Source organism: Sulfolobus tengchongensis (genome assembly GCF_036967215.1).
Taxonomy (GTDB): Archaea; Thermoproteota; Thermoprotei_A; order Sulfolobales; family Sulfolobaceae; genus Saccharolobus; species Saccharolobus tengchongensis_A.
Window position 1 is genome coordinate 2515919 of record NZ_CP146016.1, and the last position, 21874, is coordinate 2537792.

At 32.8% G+C, this 21874-nt stretch carries 24 protein-coding genes and 2 tRNA genes; 12 read left to right on the forward strand and 14 right to left on the reverse strand.

The genetic code is table 11. The annotated features are described in order from the left end of the window. Nucleotides 1-5 precede the first annotated feature (5 nt). From V6M85_RS12425 to speD, 3 genes are all read right to left on the reverse strand, one after another. Nucleotides 6-1082 carry a thiolase family protein gene (locus tag V6M85_RS12425; RefSeq protein WP_338600678.1) on the reverse strand — a complete coding sequence of 359 codons (1077 nt, stop codon included), beginning with the start codon at nt 1080-1082 and terminating at the stop codon, nt 6-8. Beyond that, nucleotides 1082-2134 carry a hydroxymethylglutaryl-CoA synthase gene (locus V6M85_RS12430; RefSeq protein ID WP_338600680.1) on the reverse strand — a complete coding sequence of 351 codons (1053 nt, stop codon included), beginning with the start codon at nt 2132-2134 and terminating at the stop codon, nt 1082-1084. The genes V6M85_RS12425 and V6M85_RS12430 overlap by 1 nt, the downstream gene beginning before the upstream one ends. Nucleotides 2135-2243: 109 nt before the next feature. Next, the gene (speD, locus tag V6M85_RS12435) at nt 2244-2648 is read right to left on the reverse strand and encodes an adenosylmethionine decarboxylase (RefSeq protein WP_338600685.1); all 405 of its coding nucleotides are present in this window, start codon (nt 2646-2648) and stop codon (nt 2244-2246) included. 110 nt (nt 2649-2758) lie between these two features. On the opposite strand from speD, the gene V6M85_RS12440 reads away from it, so the two are divergent. The 9 genes from V6M85_RS12440 (at nt 2759) to V6M85_RS12480 (ending at nt 7630) form a co-directional block, all read left to right on the forward strand. Next, complete coding sequence (locus V6M85_RS12440; protein ID WP_338600687.1) at nt 2759-3580, forward strand: hypothetical protein; 822 nt, start codon at nt 2759-2761, stop codon at nt 3578-3580. 45 nt (nt 3581-3625) lie between these two features. After that, nucleotides 3626-3716 (forward strand) — tRNA-Met (locus V6M85_RS12445). 363 nt (nt 3717-4079) lie between these two features. Further along, complete coding sequence (locus tag V6M85_RS12450) at nt 4080-5069, forward strand: tetratricopeptide repeat protein (RefSeq protein WP_338600690.1); 990 nt, start codon at nt 4080-4082, stop codon at nt 5067-5069. A gap of 46 nt (nt 5070-5115) precedes the next feature. Further along, nucleotides 5116-5439, forward strand: a complete 324-nt coding sequence (locus V6M85_RS12455) for a hypothetical protein (RefSeq protein ID WP_338600692.1) — start codon at nt 5116-5118, stop codon at nt 5437-5439. Between the two features lie 241 nt (nt 5440-5680). Then, complete coding sequence (locus tag V6M85_RS12460) at nt 5681-6139, forward strand: hypothetical protein (RefSeq protein WP_338600695.1); 459 nt, start codon at nt 5681-5683, stop codon at nt 6137-6139. A 12-nt stretch (nt 6140-6151) separates the two neighbouring features. Next, on the forward strand, nt 6152-6532 hold the full coding sequence (locus V6M85_RS12465; RefSeq protein WP_338600698.1) for a hypothetical protein: 381 nt from the start codon (nt 6152-6154) through the stop codon (nt 6530-6532). A gap of 78 nt (nt 6533-6610) precedes the next feature. Further along, entirely contained in the window at nt 6611-6853 is a 243-nt protein-coding gene (locus tag V6M85_RS12470) for a hypothetical protein (RefSeq protein ID WP_338600700.1), read from the forward strand. Next, nucleotides 6837-7256, forward strand: coding sequence for a hypothetical protein (locus tag V6M85_RS12475; protein WP_338600702.1), 420 nt, complete (start codon nt 6837-6839; stop codon nt 7254-7256). The genes V6M85_RS12470 and V6M85_RS12475 overlap by 17 nt, the downstream gene beginning before the upstream one ends. After that, the gene (locus tag V6M85_RS12480; protein WP_338600705.1) at nt 7229-7630 is read left to right on the forward strand and encodes a hypothetical protein; all 402 of its coding nucleotides are present in this window, start codon (nt 7229-7231) and stop codon (nt 7628-7630) included. Before V6M85_RS12475 ends, V6M85_RS12480 begins: the two co-directional genes overlap by 28 nt. Before the next feature lie 339 nt (nt 7631-7969). Here the strand turns inward: V6M85_RS12480 and V6M85_RS12485 are convergent. Further along, nucleotides 7970-8062, reverse strand: a tRNA-Glu gene (locus V6M85_RS12485). Nucleotides 8063-8469: 407 nt separating this feature from the next. Here V6M85_RS12485 and V6M85_RS12490 point away from each other — a divergent pair. Beyond that, entirely contained in the window at nt 8470-8625 is a 156-nt protein-coding gene (locus tag V6M85_RS12490) for an AbrB/MazE/SpoVT family DNA-binding domain-containing protein (protein ID WP_338600708.1), read from the forward strand. Here the strand turns inward: V6M85_RS12490 and V6M85_RS12495 are convergent. From V6M85_RS12495 to priX, 5 genes are all read right to left on the reverse strand, one after another. Further along, nucleotides 8622-9557, reverse strand: coding sequence for a nucleoside hydrolase (locus tag V6M85_RS12495; protein ID WP_338600711.1), 936 nt, complete (start codon nt 9555-9557; stop codon nt 8622-8624). The two genes, V6M85_RS12490 and V6M85_RS12495, sit on opposite strands and share 4 nt — an antisense overlap. A gap of 1 nt (nt 9558) precedes the next feature. Continuing rightward, nucleotides 9559-12363 carry a leucine--tRNA ligase gene (gene leuS, locus V6M85_RS12500; RefSeq protein WP_338600713.1) on the reverse strand — a complete coding sequence of 935 codons (2805 nt, stop codon included), beginning with the start codon at nt 12361-12363 and terminating at the stop codon, nt 9559-9561. A 32-nt stretch (nt 12364-12395) separates the two neighbouring features. After that, nucleotides 12396-13304 (reverse strand): hypothetical protein, encoded by a 909-nt coding sequence (locus V6M85_RS12505; RefSeq protein ID WP_338604803.1) that lies wholly within the window; start codon nt 13302-13304, stop codon nt 12396-12398. 121 nt (nt 13305-13425) lie between these two features. Then, nucleotides 13426-13629: a hypothetical protein gene (locus tag V6M85_RS12510; RefSeq protein ID WP_338600716.1), complete on the reverse strand. Its 204-nt coding sequence runs from the start codon at nt 13627-13629 to the stop codon at nt 13426-13428. Nucleotides 13630-13730: 101 nt separating this feature from the next. After that, nucleotides 13731-14195 (reverse strand): DNA primase noncatalytic subunit PriX, encoded by a 465-nt coding sequence (gene priX, locus V6M85_RS12515; RefSeq protein ID WP_338600719.1) that lies wholly within the window; start codon nt 14193-14195, stop codon nt 13731-13733. Between the two features lie 61 nt (nt 14196-14256). Between priX and V6M85_RS12520 the strand changes: the two genes are divergently transcribed. Next, a complete protein-coding gene (locus V6M85_RS12520; protein WP_338600721.1) occupies nt 14257-14946 on the forward strand; it encodes a hypothetical protein in 690 nt (229 codons plus the stop codon). Here the strand turns inward: V6M85_RS12520 and V6M85_RS12525 are convergent. Beyond that, complete coding sequence (locus tag V6M85_RS12525; RefSeq protein ID WP_338600724.1) at nt 14941-15603, reverse strand: hypothetical protein; 663 nt, start codon at nt 15601-15603, stop codon at nt 14941-14943. The two genes, V6M85_RS12520 and V6M85_RS12525, sit on opposite strands and share 6 nt — an antisense overlap. Further along, nucleotides 15588-15833, reverse strand: coding sequence for a hypothetical protein (locus V6M85_RS12530; protein WP_338600727.1), 246 nt, complete (start codon nt 15831-15833; stop codon nt 15588-15590). Before V6M85_RS12530 ends, V6M85_RS12525 begins: the two co-directional genes overlap by 16 nt. Nucleotides 15834-15890: 57 nt before the next feature. Here V6M85_RS12530 and V6M85_RS12535 point away from each other — a divergent pair, with 57 nt between their 5' ends. Further along, the gene (locus V6M85_RS12535) at nt 15891-17171 is read left to right on the forward strand and encodes a hypothetical protein (RefSeq protein ID WP_338600729.1); all 1281 of its coding nucleotides are present in this window, start codon (nt 15891-15893) and stop codon (nt 17169-17171) included. On the opposite strand, the gene V6M85_RS12540 is transcribed toward V6M85_RS12535, so the two are convergent. From V6M85_RS12540 to proC, 3 genes are read right to left on the reverse strand one after another with little or no spacing between them, the layout of a single operon-like run. Beyond that, nucleotides 17152-18780, reverse strand: a complete 1629-nt coding sequence (locus tag V6M85_RS12540) for a hypothetical protein (protein WP_338600731.1) — start codon at nt 18778-18780, stop codon at nt 17152-17154. The two genes, V6M85_RS12535 and V6M85_RS12540, sit on opposite strands and share 20 nt — an antisense overlap. Beyond that, complete coding sequence (locus V6M85_RS12545; protein WP_338600734.1) at nt 18777-20945, reverse strand: hypothetical protein; 2169 nt, start codon at nt 20943-20945, stop codon at nt 18777-18779. Before V6M85_RS12545 ends, V6M85_RS12540 begins: the two co-directional genes overlap by 4 nt. 54 nt (nt 20946-20999) lie before the next feature. Then, nucleotides 21000-21824, reverse strand: a complete 825-nt coding sequence (gene proC / locus V6M85_RS12550) for a pyrroline-5-carboxylate reductase (protein WP_338600736.1) — start codon at nt 21822-21824, stop codon at nt 21000-21002. Nucleotides 21825-21874: the final 50 nt, after the last annotated feature.

Sequence of the window (21874 nt, forward strand, 5' to 3'; positions counted from 1 at the left end):
AATTATCACCTTGTTAAATTTATCCCATAACTTACAATGCCTAAATCATCAGAGGAAACAACGAAATATTCTTCTACACTTGCCTTTTTACCTTTAAATGAGCCGAGTAACTGCATATGAGCCTCAGCAACTTGATATATAGCTGAAGCACCGCCTGCATAACCTCTAGCCTTAAGCCCACCACCTAAGTTTACATTTATATTATCTAAGTTATACAAAGATTTGCCACTTTCAGATATCCCAAGTTCCTCCAACATTAAGGCGGCCATTATACTATAAGAGTCGTGAATTTCGATCCCAGTTTTGTCATTAACCTTTATTCCCAATCTCTCCTTAAGCATTCTGATTGAAGGTAAGGATGGATTAAAGTCGTATTTAGCTTGAGTAGAAAATATTTTATCTATCTTTACAGATGTGTCAACTTTCTTATTTGACAGTAATAGTATAGCAGCACCGTCAGCTCGTGCTCCAATATCAAATAATCTTATAGGATCAGACACCACTTGTGAATTAATTACTGTATTTAAATCCACAGTGAATCTTAGATACGCGAATGGATTTTCTACTGCATTCTTGTGCATTTTAACTGCCCAATTTGCGAAATACTCCCTTCCAACGCTGTATTTTTTCATGTATTGTTTCATTAACAATGCAGCTATAGAATGCGTTGTAATACCATTGTAATACATATAGTCTTCAAGATTAGAAGCGACTACGTCGTAAAGATATTTAGAGGGGAAATCAGATTGTTTTTCAACTCCTATTACTAATACTGAATTAGCTAACCCACTTTTAATCATAGAGTAAGCTGTAAAAAGTGCTGCACCACCACTGGCATCAGCATTATCCACCTTAATAGAGGGTATATTGGGTTTGCCTATTTTTTCTACAACCTTTGGCGCAATTAGAGAGGTATTATTCAATCTTTGAGAGTAAGCATTTGCGACAAGAACCAGATCAATATCGTTTACATCGTACTCTCCTTCTAGATTTTTATATGCCTCTATCACTAGGTCGTAAATGTCATATTCATAATACCTATCAATAGGGATCATTGAAGAGGAATTAACATACACGTCCATTACTCATACACCTTAATCTTGTTAGTATATTTAGCATATTCGGCATAAGATACGTATTTCTTGTTATTTATATAATATTCTACTGTATTAGCTAATTTCTGTTTTTCTAATATCCCCTCAGTAACTAAAATGCTAAATGCATCGCTACCAGCTCCGCTACCAAACGGAGCTACCAATATCCTTTGCCCAGGCTTCGCGATATCCAAAACCTTAGCCAAACCTAGCAGTGCAGAAGCATTATATGGATTGCCTATATATGGAGAAACTAATCCTTGTTTAACCTTCTCTAATGGAACACCTAATTTTTTAGCAACTTGAATCGGAAACTTTCCATTAGGCTGATGAAATATGAAATAGTCAAAATCAGAAATTTTAAGACCGCTATTCTGAAGTAGATCGTTCACTGCAGAGATTATGTGGTGAAAATATGCAGGCTCTCCGGTAAAACCTTCTCCATGAACCGGATATGGTGTACCATCTCTACGCCAAAAATCTGGAGTATCTGAAGTGTATGATGACGAATACTCTATTACACCTGCAGAATGTTTCTCATCTACTTTACCAACTACAAAAGCTACACCTGCAGCTGCTGAACTTAATTCTAGTACGTCACCAGGGTTTGATTGAGCTGTGTCAGCACCAATTACTAATGAATAGCTATCACTGTTATTTAATACGAAACTAGATGCTAACCTTAAGCCTACAGACGCAGCTCTGCATGCGAATTCCATATCTGCTGTTGCAGAATAATTATTAATACCTAATGCGTCTATTAAAATGGTTGATGTAGGCTTAACCGCGTAAACTTTAGATTCTGAACCAAAAAGAACTAGTCTTATTTTAGACGGATCTATTTGAGCTCTTCTAATTGCATTTACAGACGATTCCCAAGCTATAGTAGTTGAATCTTCGTCATAGCCAGGGACTGATTTCTCGGTTAGACCAAGACTTTTTACAACAGAGTCATCATAACCCCACATTTTTGCTATATCAATGACTTTTATTCTATATTTTGGGATGTACGCACCCCATCCTACAATACTAGGAAGCATTATATTCTTACTGCTTTGATTAAATTTAAGGTTTTCGATTTTTGACTATAATAGTAATCGACATCTGTCTATTGAGTTTAAAAATGAATTGAAATAAAAAAAGGGAAAGTTATTGTGAACTTCTATCCGCATAAAACATCTGGTAACGCTTGGGATTGAGGGCATTGACAATATGAGCAAACGCGGACTGTGGATCACTATCTTCACCACATGTATAAACGTCAAGCGTCGCATAATTGTACTCATTCCATGTGTGAAGCGCAATATGACTTTCTTCAACTAAGGCTATAACCGAAACCCCACCTTTTTTACCACCAAATGACCATGCCTTAATTTCTACGAGCTTCATATGCGCTATATTTACTGCCTCTAGCACTAATTTTTCTAAGAATTCTTTGTTAGTTAACTTTTGCGGGTCTATATCATATAGGTTTCCAAATACATGCTTCCCTATTATCCTATCGTTGCCATCTTCGGGGGATTTATTTTTTTGTAAGACCTCCTGTTCTGACATCTCTCTTTCTTATGCCCCCACTGCATTATCATTAGATGAGAATAATAAGTGTATCTATTGCCATAAACCTTGGGATTAACGTTATAATCAGCTAATAAGTAGTACACGTGATGGCAAAAAGTATTGGCATTGGAACCATTTTGATAATAATAAGTATAATTCTAATCGGCGGTTTGGCAACGATATTCTATCTAGAAAATATCGATGTAAATATTTCAGTAAATCCATTATTTTGGAGAGTGTATCCTAATGGAAATAATATAAATAATATAATAGCATTATCAGTTGAAGCTACAAATAACGCGCCTTTTACACAGGCTTTAAACATAACAGCAGTAATGTATTATTACCCCGTTGGTAAACCACCATATACAATAATAGCAAATGGCACAACTTTAAGTGTAAATTCTCACTCAACGAGCAGAACAATAATTTATCTTTATTTCACTTCAACCTCGCTTATCCCTGAGATAATAAAATTTGTTATTGTCATACATGGTTTATATGGATATTCGAAACAGCTAGGTAATGTGGAAATGATTTACTCTCCAAATGTCTCGAAAAGTTTTGCAATACTAAGTGGAATAGGCAATAACCAATTTCCTGCAATAAATGCCGTTGGAAGCTTCACTCCAACTGCGAATTTCAACTATTCGTTCAGTTTAATATATTTTCAGTATAATTATACTAATGGTGAAACCGCCCTTCTAACGAGGTTTGAAATATTACCCTTTGGTAATAATTATCTTACACCAGGTAAATACAACATTACCCTTAAGTTCTTAAACTACACTCACTCATTCCCAGTTTTGATTAATAGTAAAAACCCAGTTACGTTTTATCTAGTAACGCCACTAACGAATTACAACTTATCTATCTCCATTGAAGGTCCTTCAAAGTATTATGGTGTCTTCACTATAACTCTGTCATAAGTTAAGAAAAGCTTTTTAGGCAAATGATAAGAATCTTATAACAGTGCCGCCGTAGCTCAGCCTGGTTAGAGCGCCGGACTCATACGCAAAAATCTGGGAAATCCGGTTGTCCGGGGTTCAAATCCCCGCGGCGGCATTTTCTTTCAATTTCCTTAATCTTACGTTTTTAGAAAGAGGATGGGATTGAACGTTCAGACCTAAACAATTTAGCTAGTTAGATAGTACAAATCTAAGGTGATTATTACTAACGTTTCTAACAAACTAACTAGTTCGTATCATGAACTCATAGGAATAAGAATATAAGATTTAATCTAGGTATTAATTAATTATTTCTATTTCTATATGATTTAATATTAACATTTATGATTTCAGAAAATTTATTTTCATTAGTAGCATAACTTATATATAGTTAACTAAGGAGTTGTTCTACTAATTCACGGTATGAATAAACCGTGTTATCTAACAAGAATTTTATCTCTCCTTTGCTTACTTTATAAAAATGGAAAGAATAGTAAAATTAGAGGAACAAGTTAGGAAGGAGAAAAACAAACAAAAAAGGCTAATTTTGTACAACATACTCATCCAAGAGTATTATAATCTATATAAGAGATACAAGAATCCGGAATTTTTAGATAAGGCTCTAGGTTTAATAGATGAGATTGGTGAAAAGAACTCCTCAACACTTAATATTTTAGGATTGATCTACATCGAGAAGAAGGAGTATAATAAGGCTATTTCAATCTTTAATGAATTACTTGATAGCCATAAACTTTCAACTGACGATAAGGACATCATTTTGTATAATCTTGCATTAGCGTATTTCGGAAAAGGCGAGTTAAAAAATGCATATAACATTCTAAAAAGTCTCACCTTAACTTCTAAAGGAGAGATAAATACATTGAGTAGGAAGCTATTGGCTAAAGTCTGTCTAAAATTAGGAGAATCTAACATTACCTATGTAAATGAAGCTAAGGAAATATTAGAAAGTCTTGACATGCCATCAGAAGATTTAGCAGTAGCTTACGCTGTATTAGCTAAACACAATAATGATAAATATTTTTTAGAAAAAGCAAAAAAGATTGCAACAATGTTAGGAAATGAAAGACTATTGGCGGATATTTTATCTATTTCAGATAATGAGGAGGATTTGAAAGAAGCCATCAGACTCTATGCAAAAATAGGTGATTATAAAAATCAATTGAAACCACTATATAAATTATCACGTAGTGATCAATCTATTTTCACTGAGATCCTAGATAGATTAAAGAATATAGAAGATAGTAAAGATAAACTAGAGATTCTTTACGATATTTACAGAAGAACTAACCTAATATATTTCCTTAAAGAGGCTATAAAAACTGCAGAAAAAATAGAGGATTATTTATTTTTAGCGAGAGCTTATGTAGAATTAGCAAATTATGAGGATGAGGCTTCAAATTTGAAGAAAGCCGTCTTATTTTACGAAAAATACATACAGAGTAAACAGTGATGGAAAAGAAAAATGATATAATTCCTTTTTGTTTTTAACTATTATCATGATTAAGCATGCTGAATACACTAGGCATGGGATTACCGAGCCACTAATGCTAATAATGGTATATAAGAAGGTAGAGGACGGAAAGGTTGTTTCTGCATTCAGATTTTCAGTGTACAAAAACATGGTGATAACAGTTTATGAGGATGACAAACTTCAAGGTGGAGAGGTTCTGGATTTTGATATTTATAACATTACAAATCTGATAAATAAGATAAAAAAGTATTACGATGAAAACATAGATGATCTTGTAATATTTGGAGAAAAGCCATATGTAGACGAATTTCTTAATAAGTTTTTAGATGATGAGGAAAGCGAATCTTGATTCATGAAGAGCCATTCATGCTCTGAAGTTTCGGAAAATTTTACTGGGAAAAGAGAGGATTCGCAAATATTCAGATCACCTTTTTATTGTCTTATAAGTTTCACATAGAATAGAGCATACATCTTCACGTTTTAATGGTTTCAGACGTAGCCACGAGCAACAAAAACACTAATATCAGCTTGCCTATGACGAGACTCAATAGAAAACAAATCAAAAAAACTACAACATATCCCCACAAACCATGAGAAATTACATAGAGGAACAAGGAATACAAATAACAGACAAACTACTACACAAAATACAAGAAATAGCAAAAGAACTACTAAAAGGAGTAGAAGTAGTAGACATAAGCATAGACTGGACGGGAATGGGGAGAGAAAGTAGAGGGAATAGGAAGTGGGGAAAAGGGATATCAATGGAACTACGCAACAGCAACAACGACAAAATAGTCATCCTAGCGTTCACACCATACACAAATGGAATGAGAAAAGATGAGATTGTGAAAACGCTAGTTAAACAAGTCACATCACTAGGATTCAAAATTGGTATAATAGCACTTGACGCAGGCTTTTACAGCGTTGAAGTAATAAGGTTCCTCTCGCAGTTCAAGTACATTATTTCTGTTCCAGTTGGTGATGTTAAGATTTATGATGAGTATGATGGTACTTATACTACTAGAAGTGGTAGGGTGAGTGGTTAAGTTAGTTTTAGGTTGATTGTTCATGGTCGTGAGGTTACGAGGAAGGGTAAGTGTCGTGTTGAGTATGTTGCTAGGGGTACTAATCTTGATTTGCCTAAACATGAGGTTTTGAGGTTGTATGATGGGATTAGGAATCCCATTGAGACTTCTTATAGAGAGATTAAGGGTTTTCTTGTTTTTACTTGTTCTAGGAGTTGGGTTTTTCACTTGTTTGTCTTTGTTTTGGCTATGTTTTTGTACTCTTTGTTCTTTAAGGATGAGGTTAATAAAAGGGATTTCAAGCTTCTTCTCGTTTTGCTTTTCATAGGCGAGATACAAGATGACTTTGTATCAGAACTAATTAAAATTATGGAAAGGCTTTTTATTTATCTTAATTTATTATCAAGGGGGTGATTTTTGGGAATACCGTTTAGGGTGGAGAGAAGTCAGTGCAGAAACAAAGCTTTTTAGATTAAACGAGAATAACAATATATGATGAATGAATTAATTGGAATTTACACGTCGGATAATTCTAATTCCCCTTATCAATCATTTAATTATCTTGTAAAAATAGTGGAGGATAATGAGTATGGAATAATTATAAAGCTATCAAATAATCCTCCATATAAAGTTGATTCCCACGAAGCTTTTGTGATGATCTTTCGTGATAGAAAAGGAAACATTGTAAGTATAGACATTGAATATAAGGGTACGGACGATGCTTCAGATAATTAGAGCAAAATACGAAGTTAAAAAGATAAACCCTACTAAAATTTCAATAAAAACCAAAGAAGAGAACTTGATTATTCAAATATTTTTTATTCCTATTGCTGTTTTTGTAACATCTGATTACAAGAGTATTTCTCCCATAATTAATCCAGTTATTGCAATAGATACTGATAAACCTAAATACGGTGAATTATGTTCCCCTATTAAGATTTCCTCTCATACTCCTGAAAAAATAGAAGAACAGAAAATTTTGGATGAAGGAGGAACTGAGATATATCTCAATGAGAATGAGAGGGAGTACCTAATTAAAGGTAAAATCACAAACCTTAACATATATACAGATTTAAGGGACCAATTAGGTAATCCGTGTGTGAACATTTCATGGACAGTCTTGACGATTGCGAAATAGATTGCGGATTTGTGATCAGTGAAAAGAAGAGAAGACTTTTGGAGAAGAGACTTTATGAAGAGATAAAACCCCTTTTAGAAAATAGAAACGTTCCCTTTATGAAATTTTGCGATATTTTAAATTACGTTTGTCATAATCCTAACGAATATTCGTGTTTGCAATGTTATGATGCTAACTTAATGGACTATGTTACTAACGTTTGTGCGACAAGCTGTGAAAATAAAAGTAGAGAGAGCTTCTGCTTCGAAATTCAAGATATATATTTTAACGTAATAGCGGAAAGCGGTGATGAAATCATAATAGTCACTTTTTATATAATTTCTGATCCTAAAGATTTTAAAAATAAATGTAATGATAGATTTATAGAAAAATAACTATTCTAGAGTCTATATGCCTCAAATAATTAAATCTTTTATCTTTAATAACTTATTTATTATCATAATAATGTAATCAATTCTAAATAACTATGAGTGTGTTTCTAGTGTCGTAAATGGGTATAAACTATTTCTAGATCATTTTAATATATTGATTTCCATTTTATCTTAATAAAGAGAATTGATATATGTGAAAATCTCAACTACACTACAATACTATGAGCATACTAGACCACTCTACTTTTAATAAAGTGACACTGTTCCAAAAATAAGACTTACTGTTCCATTTACGCCTTTATAGAGAGAATGTAAGTCTCTTTCAATTTAATATAAAATAAGTGCCGCGGCCGGGATTTGAACCCGGGTCACGGGCTCGAAAGGCCCGCATACTTTCGGCGTAACCTGCACTTGACCGGGCTATACTACCGCGGCACTAGTATGATATCTGTTATGAAAGGTAATTTAAAGTTTTTGAGTTAGAGTTTAGTGGATCCTCACATGGTAAGAAAAATGACTTTTATTGCGATATTTTTAAGGTTAGGAAGTGAATAGATGTAGTACACTATTGATCTCTGGCAATCTGGCTGACTTCAATAAAATACATATTTCCGCGCTATATTTGTTTATGAAATGAATAAACAGTATAAAAGAAGTTTGCGAGTTAGATTGTATTTTAATTCAAATTATATTGTATAGTATAAAGGGCAAATAACGTAGATAGTTTTTGGCTTAACTGTATAATTAATCAATTTTATTTTAATACTTCATGGTAGTTACAAGGATTGTCTTTTCTTAGTCTTTGATAAAATATTTAAACCCTTTTTTACTAATACATTTTTATGCCAGTTGAAGAAGTTGTAAAGGTTTCTCGTAACTATCAAGTAACAATACCTGCAAAGGTTAGGCAAAAGTTCCAAATCAAAGAAGGAGATTTAGTAAAAGTAATTTATGACGAAAATGAAGGAGTTGTGAAGATTCAAGTTCTAAAAAGTTAAAACCAATTTAACAAGTCAATTATTTTTTCCATAAATTTCTTTTTATCTATTTCATATACTACTTCAGCATTTGGCTTATCCGACCACCTAGTATCTGCATCAAACCTATCAACTAATGTCATGCCTCTTGTAATTCCATCAGTATTATCAATCGCTACAAATCTCTTCTCCTTCCTTGTTGCAATTCTCTCATCAATTGCTATTGCAGTAGTTATGGCGTCTGGATGTGGATGGCCATTGATCTTCTGTATATTTGATGAGTATTGTCGATAATGTGAATACATCATGATGTAAAGCTCGCTCATTTTGGTCCTCATATTCTTAATCAAGTTCCATTCTTCATCGGTTACTGGGTAATTAATTATAACATCCCAGGGTACTAAGGTAATATTGAAACCAGCATCAAATACTATCTTAGCCGCATCTGGGTCAACCCATATATTAAACTCAGCTACTGGTGTAATATTTCCTATGCTGAAAATTGAGCCACCCATTATCCAAACTCTTTTTATTTTCCTTACTATTGAGTTATCCAACAAATAGGCGAGTGCTAAATTAGTTAAAGGTGATATTGCAAGAAATTCTAACTCTCCTTTATATTTCTCTGCTAAATCTATTATGGCTAATGAAGCGTGCTTTCCTTGGGCATTGAACCTCTTGGGTTCTACTAATATATCACCTATCCCGCCTTTTCCATGAACTTTTTCCACTGTCATAAAGTTCTTAATTAGCGGTCTCTTAGATCCCGGATATACCGGAATATCACGATTAATTTGCTCCAATGCCCATAATGCGTTCTTTACTTCTTGTTCAAAAGGTATATTTCCTTCTACAATAGTTACTCCAACTACGTCAATATTATTTTTTAAAAGAAGATACAAACTTAATATGTCATCTTCTGCAGTATCACAGTCTATTATAAAATGTCTCATGTTATAGTATTGCAATCGCAGGACTTAAAGGTATTGCTTGTGACTTTTTGCCTTTTATATCTGGTGCCATAGGATCATCTGCATCATATATTACTATCTCAGAAACACCTAACTTCTTCAAAAGGTAATTCATGTTCCTTATTACTATTTGCTCCTCATCTACTTCATTATTTAATAAATAATCTCTTATATTCTTGTTTAATTTTGAAACTACAACGTAAATTTTTTCACTAATCTTATCCTTATTTTCAATAACAAAGTCCCTCATTGAAACTCCATCATTTAGTGCTACGATTGCTTTTTTGACTAATTGTTTCGCATTATCATTATCACTGATATATAATATTACTTTTTCTGCTTTCTTTTGTATGTAATCTTCTAATTCCTTTACACTCCCTATAATTGTGTTAAGATAGTCTACCTCAAATATAGCTTCTGGATAATACTCTAGTTCATTAGCTTCTGGATACCTCTCAAGTGACACGAAAGTGTTTGACACCTTATGCCAAAGTTCTTCTGAAATATGGGGAGCGAATGGCGCTAATCCCCTTATCCACGTTTCCATCACTTTTCTTATAACATTCTGATTGGGAACTTCAACTAAATCAAAATAATCTCTTAGTGTATAATACATTTGGTACAAAAGCAGATTAACTCCATTCCTGAAATCAAAGATTGTGATACTATCATTAACTTGTGCAATAAGTTCTCTGACTTTTGACAATAGCCATTTGTCAGCTGTTCTTAACTCTTTTACCTCACTATTGAGACTTAATAAGTTCTCGATTAAATCAAAAATTCTCTTTAGCTGTTCAGCATAAGTTTTAACTATATTTTCACTAAAATCTAGGTCTTGTAGGATATCTACACTTGAAGTTAAAGCTATTCTTATTGGATCTACACCAAATTCCTTAATTGCTTTAGATAGTGGGTATATATTTCTAAGGCTCTTGCTCATCTTTCTACCCCCTACTCTTACAAAACCATTAATCACAATTCTTTTAGGCAGATATTTTTCACCTAGGATTGCTAGATGAGTGTAAATATAAAACGGTAAATGGTTCTGGACCAGATCTCTTCCACTATGACGTTGGTCAACTGGATACCAATATAGAAATTCATCTCTTAATTGCCTTATAATTGAACCATATTTTTTCTCTAATTCTATTTGATGCCCCTTACCTAAGAATATGAAGTCAAATACATCTTTCTCTGGAGTGAAATTCATTTTGTGAATTATTGTATATAATACTGTATATAGCGTAGAATCACTTAAACTTTCCACAACTTGTGATTCATCCCAAGGTAATCTGACTCCAAGACCTCTAGTTCTTCCTATCGCCTCCTTCCTAATGTTAAATATTACTTTCTCTAATTCACTTTTAATTTGCTTAGGAATTAAATCAATATTACTCATAGATTTCAACGTTGACGTTTTCCATCTAGGGTTGTCATAAGTTATAAACCATTGATTTTGAATTTTTTTAACCACAATTTCTGCTCCACACCTGCAATAAATTGGTCCATTTGTTATCTCGTAAATGATGTCATAAGCGTCTAAAGACTTCAATAACTCAATAACGTTCTTCCTAGCCTCCTGAACTGGCTTACCAACAATATTTTCTCTTACAAATTGTTTTAAGAAATCTGGAACTATAGAAATTATATTTTCTCTCATATATCCCTTATAGTATTCAGTTTTGTATATACTTTCCATAAAATCTTTCAACGCTGCAGGATTTTTGCTTTGTAAAACTGCGCTTTCTCCCGGAATCTCGTCCAGCTCTTCTGTCTTAATAACTGGTATTACATCAAATTGTTTTCCTGCTTCAATCATTGCAAGGTAATGGAAGGGATCATGAGCAGGATAGCCCATTACTACTCCAGTACCTATAGATGGATCAACGTACTTGCTCTTAATGATTTCTAGTTTTCTTCCAGTTACTGGATTAACTGCGTGTAAATTTACTATTTCGGATATTGTAATATTTTTCACAAATTTCATTTCCTTCTGATATGACAATTTCTTATAGGCTCTTTCAGATATTATGAAGTTCTTCCCCTTATGTTCAACAACAACATAGTTAGCATCTGGATTAATAATTAACATTACAACTCCAAATACGAGTTCTGGTCTTGAAGTCGCTACCATAAAATTTAATGAATTTGCACCATCAAAAGATATTAGATGCATTGTACTAATTTCTGGTTCTATATCACCTCGTGTGTCATGCATTCCAACGGGGAAATTATCATTAGGACAGTATCCTACCACGTCCTCCTCAGAGGTTAAATAACCTAGTTCTTTCAGTTTCTCTAACTGCCAATGTATAAATTTTTCAAATCGACTATCAATAGTTGTAAACGATCTCCTCCAATCAATGCTCATTCCTATACTTTTAGCCGTATTAATCATTTCTTCCTTAAAGTATTCAGCAAGCTTATAGGGATCACCTAGTTCCTTTATTTTTTCCTCAGAGATTCCATATACATTTTTAAAGAAATCAATCATGTCCTTATCTTCTTTTTTTATAGAATCCGCTATGGCTAAAACTGGAGTCCCAGTGAATTGAAAAGCAAATGGGAATAATACGTTATAGCCTTTCATTCTAAGATATCTGGCATAAATGTCTGCAGTTATGTATGTCCTACCATGACCTACATGCATCGGGCTATTAGTGTAAGGAAATGGAACCGTTATGAAGAATTTAGGCTTAGAATAGTCTATATTAGCTTCAAATAACTTATTCTTTTCCCATTCTTTCTGCCATTTGGTAGCTATGGAATTGAAGAAATCACTACTCATAAGTCATAAAATACTTTCTAGTTTAAAAAACGTTATAACTTCCCAAGGTTCTTATAATTTGACTTAGATAATCTATTTGCCTCTTTAATTCCTAAGATAAGACTACTGATGCCTATAATTCCAACTACTGTTATAACGAGTAAGAACCCGATATCTATAGCATCAAGATTTGGTATTGGATTTCCAGTAGATATAGCGAAGTTATCAATAGCTGGAAATGCAATTATTAACAGACCTGCGATCACAAAAACTAGGCCTCCATAGTACAATACTCTTCCGGCAGTTTTTCTAGCAATGTATGAAACTTGCTCTTCAGTTAACCTCCTCGTGCGTATAATGGAACCAAATATGGCACCAAATATTATTTGCATTATCATTGTCCCTATTCCAAACATTGCGCCTGGCAATGGAGCGAATACTATTGAGGGGAGTTTTGGAGCTAATACAAACGTAATTATGGTTGCATATGCTCCAAATCCAAAGCCAGCAATTAGACCATGAACTATAGTCATCTTTAAAGGAATATCACGTAGTTCTACTCCATTAGTTTTCTCGCTGTGATGCTTGCTCTTTAGTAGAACGTCTATAGGTAAGTGCAAATATCTACCCTTTAATATGTAAGATCCTGCAATTGCCATGACTATACCAACTATTGCATATACTGGACCATCTAAATTATACCTTTCATAAAACGATGCAAGGCCTATGAATCCTATCGTAGTTAGAAATGCTCTTTGTATTGTAAAACCCAGTGAGAATAAAAACCCTGCTTTCATACCTCCTTTCGTACTGTATTTGCCTATTGCATAACTAAACGTTATTGGCCAGGTATGCTCATCTGGTGTCGCTCCGTGTAACATACCTAAAATTAAAGAAATAACTAATATTTCCGATACTGACAATTCTTCTGGAGGATTTAGCACGGTGTTTAGGTCTATCATTTTTATCACTATGTTAGGGTTACCCTAATAAAATTTAAATCTTTCTGCAGATATTTAGCATAGATGATTTGTTCGCCAGCGACTGAAAGGTGACGAGAGTCTTAAGTAATGATTAAAAAAATTATAGGGCAAACTTTCCAAATTTACTTCTTATAAAGACGCCTATCGCAAGAAATGCTATAGCAAATCCTACAACAGCTGGGATAGCTTGTCTCCATTGTGGAGCTAAAAATAATAAATTAACTACCCATATTGTGATTACTAAAAATACTGATAGTGGAAGGAGTATTAATAACCACGTAGTTATAGAATAGCTATCTGCCATATGTATGTGTATGGCATATGTGGTTTTATATATTTTTTCCAAAAATAACTTAACCGAGCGTTTCCTCTTTTCTACTTTACAAAGTTCTTGTCATTATCCTTTCAATTACCTTTTAATACTTTCATAATTTCATTATACATTTCCTTATCTCTTTCTTCAATTCTCTTTAACGACCATGGTAATAGTCCCTTATTCTTAACTCCCCTTATTACAGATTTCAGCCAAGACTCATATACTTTTCCAGACTGAGATTTATAATAAAATTCTTTCAACAAGTTAATCGCTTCTTCCTCACTAACACCTTTTACATTAACTAAATACCTAGAAGCCACATAAAGTATAAATCTCTTTCTCGAATCTTGTAACCCCTTCTCTAATACTTTGTCTATCCACGAATAGTCAGAGGATTTATGGGGAGGTGGTGGAAATTTTCCCCTAACCCTAAATAGAAGCTCTCCTTCATTATTATAGATAACAGAAATCCCATTAGCGTATTCTATATAACCAGCCGGCGTATCATCTGGATAATGTACTAAGATTCTCTTACTTTTCTTTTCTTCGCTCACAATAGATTATGATATAGAAGAGGGAAAAAAATATAGCTCAAAATTTGCATTAACACATCAAATGGAAATATTAGCAGAATTACATCCAAAGAAAAAAATCGATAAACTACTCAACGAAATAAAAATATTATCTTTTCTTGATGGTTTCGATATTCCAGACTCTCCATTAGGAATTCCATCACCAGTACCTTTATTTATAGCTACATTGATAAGATATTCTCTATTACTAGATAAAAAAACAATAATAATTAATCAGAGACTGCTAGACGTAAACGAGTTATTTATTCGTTCATTATCAATTACTGCTAAGATTCTCAATACTAAAATAGCATTTACAAAAGGAGATAAGCCTAAATATGGTAGGGAAGTGGGCTATTTATCATCTGAGGATGCTGTCAATATAGCTAAAGAGTATGGGGTAGAAAGTGGAATGATGATAAGTTTGAGAAGAAGTGAAAACGAAATCAGAGCCAGACTGGAGTCAAAAGCAGACTTCTTCTTAGTTCTTAGAATGAAGAGTATAGACGATCTTAAATATTTTGGTCCTGGACTTGTTGAAAGAGCTATTCCATACCTAATTGTTATGACTGACAAGAATAAAGAATTAGTAAAGAGTTTGGACCAACCTTACTTTATGGAGAAAGAGATCGCTTCGGTCATAGATTTCCTAGGTGAAATAGGTGTAAGATCGGTTTTAGTTTCGTCGCTAGGCGATATAAACTTTTTTGAGAGGTTTTACAGAAAGTTATAACGTCTTTCTCATTAACCTTAGTATAGCTAAAATTTCTTGAGCATAATCTGGCATTTTATCAATTAATTCATTGATTTCAAGATACCAGTAGTTTTGTTTCCTCGGATCTGCTAATTGCAAATAAACCTTCTTTCCCGATACTATAGCCTTCCTAATACATATCAAATTAGCTTTACAGCCCACACTAACATTTTTTCTATAGAATAAAGTCAAGATCTGTTCTAGGTTTCGCTTTATCTCCTCAGAAATATCTACCTTATAACCTTCAACTAATATTTCTTTAATTACCTTACTTTGTCTATAACATATTTCTTGAATATTGCAACTATCACTTATTTTTAACATGGAACTATATAATTTATTTTCTATCGACGGAATCATATAAATAAATGAACTTACATCTACTTCATTTTCCCCGTAAATTAGCTTGTTATGTTTTAAAGTAATTTGAAATGAATCCCTAATCTTTCCACACTTAATTATTACATTCACATTTTTATTACTCTTGCTAATAATAACTCTTAAATTACCCGTAATAGCTATTGTCCTTGATGGAGAATACGACCTCATATCATATGTTGCACAAAAGTTCTCGTAGGCGACCTTTCTTACGATATTAAATACTATAGTATCGATGTAAGCTAGTATCGCATGCATTCACTTACCCTTAACGTAAGTTCTTCAAAATCGTCTATTGTAATACTTGGTACGAAAATTCTCCAACTCTCATCATTAAGTGAGGGCATACTCATTATTACCTCAAAAAGTTCCCTACATTCCTCAATGGAATTTTCCCATCTCTCTTGATTTTCTATAACATAATGTTTTAAGAACATCAAGGCACTTAACACTTTCCCTTTCCTAGCTAACTTTAAGGCAGTTTCCATATAAAGGAATTATAGCAAATGCGTATAAATATGATTAATCATAAGTAAAAAGGCAAAATGAAAGAGGAATCTTATCAACTACTTGAATATATAGCAGAGCGTGGAGTAGAAGGCACAACTACGGCATTAGAAACAGATAAAGGTGTACCTATTCTTTTAGTTAAGGAAAATTCTCACACCTTAACAGCTATTATATGTATTAACGGTATAGCTAAAAGAATTACAAAAAAATATACTAGGACCACGGTTCATAAGGCAATATATGATTTAATAAACGAAATTGGAGACATACTCTCACAGAATATAGAAGAATTGAAAATATCACAAAAGATCTCCTTCGAAAATTGTATCGAAGAAAAGACAGAAGTAGATAAGAAAAAAGAGAATAAAAGAAAAATAATAAAAAAAGAAAAATCTAAACTTCCCTCAATAGAAGAATATAAGAAAATTGAATTACCACAAAAACACATTTTACCTTTACTTCATTTAGGTGATAAGAAGTACTTATCGTTGTTAATGGAATTGGGGATAATTGATGTATTCGAATTAGCTCTTTCATCTCCATTAGTGATGCGTGACAACCAAACTATCCCATACAAAATCAAGGATATGAGACCAATATACACGATTCTCTCGATGTTTAAGCTTGATACACATTATCTATCTAACCCATTTTCAACTATTAATATCAATGGAGAAAATATATCGTTCTTCACCGCGTTATATAATGATCTAGAAGTACTTAGCCAATTCACTACGGAACTACTGCAAAAGAACTTGAAACTAATCAAACATAAAGTTAGGCTATTTACAGTGAATATGAAAGGAGGATTTCGCCCAGTAGAGATAGAAATACTAAACTCTAAAAATACAATAGATAAAAATAATGTAAGAGTAGGGCTATTCATAAAAAACGATAAGGGAGATATTATTCAAATAGGAGACCTAAATTTAGGCGAGCTACATGAGAAAAACTTGTTCACAATCAATGAGTACATTTACTCTTCATTATACATAATGAAGATAGATGATTATACATTCTTTGACAATATAGTGATGAAGCTACTCAATTCCTATATAGCTAAGAGTAACTACTCTAAATTAACTAAGGATATAATAGAAAGGGAGACTAATATTAATTATTCAATACCATTTATGATAAGTAACACTGGAAATAAGGTGATATTTGCACACCCTATCTTATTCTGGTACTCCAGGGAAGTATTAAATACCGAGGAAATCTGTGAAGATTGCCCAGCAATAGAGTATGCCAACAAATTTGATCAAATTTTGAACGCATATCTAAAATTAGGTTATTTCAGAAACGTCTTTCTCTAAAAACATACGCTGCTAGCAAAACAGCGAGAACGATGAATAAGAACAGGATATAGTAATCCATGTAATTAATACTGATGTCAATAGGGTTCTCTTCACCTATTGTAATAGTACTTAGAGGTATAGAAAGTTGTCCAGGTACTCTTATTAGTGGTATTATTAAAGTGACATTAGTTGAGGCATTAATCCATGCTATTCTAACGTATTCGTATTCTCCATTCATAGAATATATAATCGGTAAAGGTATAGAATATAACCCATTAGCGTCAGTATAACCTTTGTAGTAAAACTGTAAATTTGAAATGTTGCTGCCTAGGTATATGTAGAATTCTTGTTTTGGTATGGCTGTTCCATTATTTCCTATGAACTCAAATACTAAATTAGCCTGCACACCTACAACAAAGTTCTGAGGCAGAAAATAAATATTAGAGGTACCATTATCAACTCTCCAGCCTATATAAGTTATATTTGACCAAGGTACTTTAGTTGTAATATTAAGATAGTATATTGCGTTATTGGTTATGATTTCATATAGGCTCACATTATTACTCACATTTAAAAATACTAGAGTTAGTAATCCACTTTTAATCACTGGTAGACTTGTGTTAATAATCTGCCAGTTACTCATTGGGGATCTGATATATAAATATCCATTATTTACTGCATAAAGAAGGCCGTAAATTTTCTGAGTAGTATCAAGAAGATGGAGATTTAGATTACTACCTAACAATTCTACACCTGCATTACTCCCATTATAGTATGTAAAATTAACCGAAAGTATTAGGTAATTTAAATGAGAAATATTATAGAACTGAACTACGTAACTACCTTCTTGCGAACCCTTAACTACTTCATAATTGTCAGTTAAACTTGTAATTTTAGCTACGCCTAGATTCCAATTTGGAGAACTAACAACATTTGACTCCATATAAGTTTGCCCAGCTATCATTGGAATAGTCTGTACAACTGAATACAGTGAGGATAAATAATACAAGGTTGAAAAGCCATAATTTTGTAACCAACCAACATATTTTATTTTAGACCAAGGTATTGGTGTTATATAGATTAATCTCGTAACATTACCATTCAACTCAATTGTCTCAACCGTTAAATTGCCCTCAACGTTAGAGAATTGAATAGAAACGAGACCATTAACACTTATTGGTAGATTATTCATAATAACCCTCAAACTACTATTTGGAGTTTTAATTAGTAATTGCCCAGTAACTACAGAATATATCAGAACGTACTGCTGTTCATTAGCTGGTTTATTTAATTTAACGTTTCCACCTAATATTATAGGACCCGCTAGGGACCCTGAAAAATAAGAGTACCTAGCTGAATATGAAAAGTTAGTGAAGTTTTCAAAATTCACATACTGTACGGCATAACTATATGTTGACCCAATTATTGACTCATAGGTTATATTGCGCTCTACTATCGCAGTTCCATTAATCCAATTAGGGTTACTACAAATACTGTTATTAGTCACTTGTTGATATGATATGATCTTATCTATCTTTGGTGATAGTATAACTATCGAATATGAAGAGACGACTAAGGAGGATAAAATTGAGAAGAAAAATAGTGCCAAAACTACTTTGCTTGTCATATTCTAAACCTCCTAATTAAGAATATTAAAGAAATTATTGTTAAAAATATGGAAGCATAACCAGAATATTCAATTTTCTTATCGGAAATTACTACAGTGTACTTTCCAGGAGGAAGAATTATAGAGTGATTGAAACTTTTTCCATTGATTAATACGCTCTGATTTATCGGTAAGTAAATTGGATAATTAGATTGTATAATCTCAGTTATCTCGCCTATACCAATAATCGTAGTTATTGATGGCTTGTAATAGGAGGAAAAAATTGATTCATTATTTACAAGTATTTTGCCTCCAAGTAATGTTAAAGATTTGTTTGTAACAATCTCTATACTATTATTGTTAATTAACGCATTAATTCCACTTACGTTTACAACCTTAGTGTTAAATACTATTACAATTCTTGAGACAGAAGGAGAATATACCTCAATACCTAATGGCTTATTAAAGGGAGAGTATATGATATTAAGAGAACTAGAATTAGAGTAAACGTATGAGACACTTAACTGTGGCGTATAATTAGGTATTGCTGGAATCGGAAAGCCAAAATAAAATGGGTTTTCAACTACGGTAAAACCATTGATGACAAAATATTTAACGTTGTAGCTTACTTCTGGTGTTGGTATTCCACTTACAGAAAGGCTAAAATTGCTCACATTACTTATAATCCCAAACCCATAAAAACCCGCTGAGGGAAAATTCATTTGTGGATCGAAATTGTAATATTCAGTTGTTGTATAACTTAAAATTGTCTCATATGAAAATCCAATTATTATTAAAATTATTAGGCTAGACAATAATGTCATATAAAGTATACTCGTATCCCTTATGCTTCCGAAAAGCATTACTGTACCTAAGAGAATTAGTGGTGCGGTATTGATTCCCATCACTAGTAGTATAAAAGCTATTAAAAGAAGATAAATTGCTTCATTATTTTTAAATTTCAAATGATATATTATTGCAGATAGAGAAATCAAGAGGATTGAAAAAATAACCTCTACATTAGAGATACCGTTCATGTCTAGATTAAAATCTAAGAGTAAAAATGGAATAATCCAGAAAGCGTTAATACCCAAGGCATATAATAAATACTCATATTTTCTGTAAATTATAGGCAATATTAAACTAGATATAAAAATCGGTAATGAGGAAGCTGTAGCTAATGTCAAGATTGTGTAAACTAGCTTATTTCGATTGTGAATAAAAAGTAATGTTAATGGTAGAAAGGCATAAGCAAATATTGAAATTGAATGATAAATTACGGGATCAAATATGTTAAGCTGATATATTATCGAGAAGAGGAGTGGGTATTTCAAATTAAGTCTTTTAAACACAATATATGAGAAAACGCCAGAAAGAAATGTGAAAATCCAAAGGAATACTGTCGCAGTCATTAACGGATTTCTTATTACTAACGATAAAAGATACGCGAAGACCCAACTTGCAATTAAGTGTTGGTTTGAGTTATAACCGATTCCGTAGATCCAAGGTAGATATAAATACGTAAAATATAGTGAGTGATTGGACCAGTAAATAAATGGTGAGTTTATAGGATACCCGAACATTATGGAAAGAAATGATGCGGGTACAAAAGCAAGATATTTAAGTATAGTCTTCGCACTATTTCTCATTTTTATATGCATCCATTTGTTTTCAACTATAACTCCAATAACACCAAAAATTAGATAAAAATATGAAATTTGTGAAATTTGATCTGCTAGTTGCGAGCTATGTGTAAATATTATACTAGAATAGAGAAGATACACGATACCAGATACTATTAAAGCTCGCACTTCACCATTTATCTTTATTAAAACGGGAATCAGTAGAACTAGGACTACAATTAGAAGATAAAAATTGGTGATAATAAACCCAGGTGATAATGCGAGTAAAATCGAATAAATCCATTTGCTATTCTTTCCAAGTATTGAAATCATCATTAGAATGGATATAATCATCAACTTCTGTAATTGAATATTAGTAACATGAATAGCAAACAGTAACGTGAAGACAACTGTGGGAGCTATTAAAGATAACTGAGCATCATAAAGTATAGATAACGAAGAGGAAAAGAGAGAAAATGCTAAAAAAGGTCCGTATAATGGTAATTCATATATACCAACAAGGTTAGTTATACCTAAAATGAGAATTGCAAGTCTTCTATCCATATTAGTACACGAAATATAATCATGGCACCTTTAAAATGTTACTTTTTCCCACTATTACTTACTATTATTTCTAATACTTCTATCTATTTCATTACCTATTTCTACTGCCCTTCTGTAGGAAGCTTCAATTGTTTCAATCAAAGCAGATTTCACACCTTTAGCCTCCATAATCATAAGTCCTCTAATTGTAGTTCCTGCAGGTGTGGTTACTTGGTCACGCAATAACATTGGATGATCTATCTTACCCTCTTTAAGCATACTTATTGTACCACTAATCATATCCAACACCGCACTATATGCGATTTCCCTTGACATTCCACTTGCAACTGCACCTAAACTTAGTGCATCTATTATCTCAGCTATAAATGCGGGCCCACTTCCTACTAATGCAGTCCAAATATCGAGATATTCTTCTGGTAACCAATATACGTTACCTAACGCCTTAAAAATCTCTTCTACTAAATCCTTTTTTTCTCCATTATTTTCAGCTATTGCAGTAGTGGATCTACCTACTATTGCATTAATGTTCGGCATTGCTCTGAAAACCTCTGCTCCATTAAGTAAATTGGATAAGGTAGCTAGTTTGATTCCAGCCATTATTGAGATGACTACCTTATTTCTCCAAGCTTCGATACTAACTTGCCTTAACACAGTGGGGAAATGATATGGTTTAACGCTTAGAATTATAACGTCTGATCTAGCCACAGCGTAGTTGTTATCTTTAGTACTTTCTATATTTAACTCCCTTAAACTCTTTAGTGTTTCATCTTTTCTTGCAGTAGCTATAATATTAACATTTCTATATTTTGTCTTTATAGCCCTCACTATGGCCGAACCTATTTTACCAGCTCCTATTACTGCAATAGTTAAACCTTCCACAATCACTAGAACAAATTAGAAACTTAAATATTCAGTCGGGTAAGTTATCT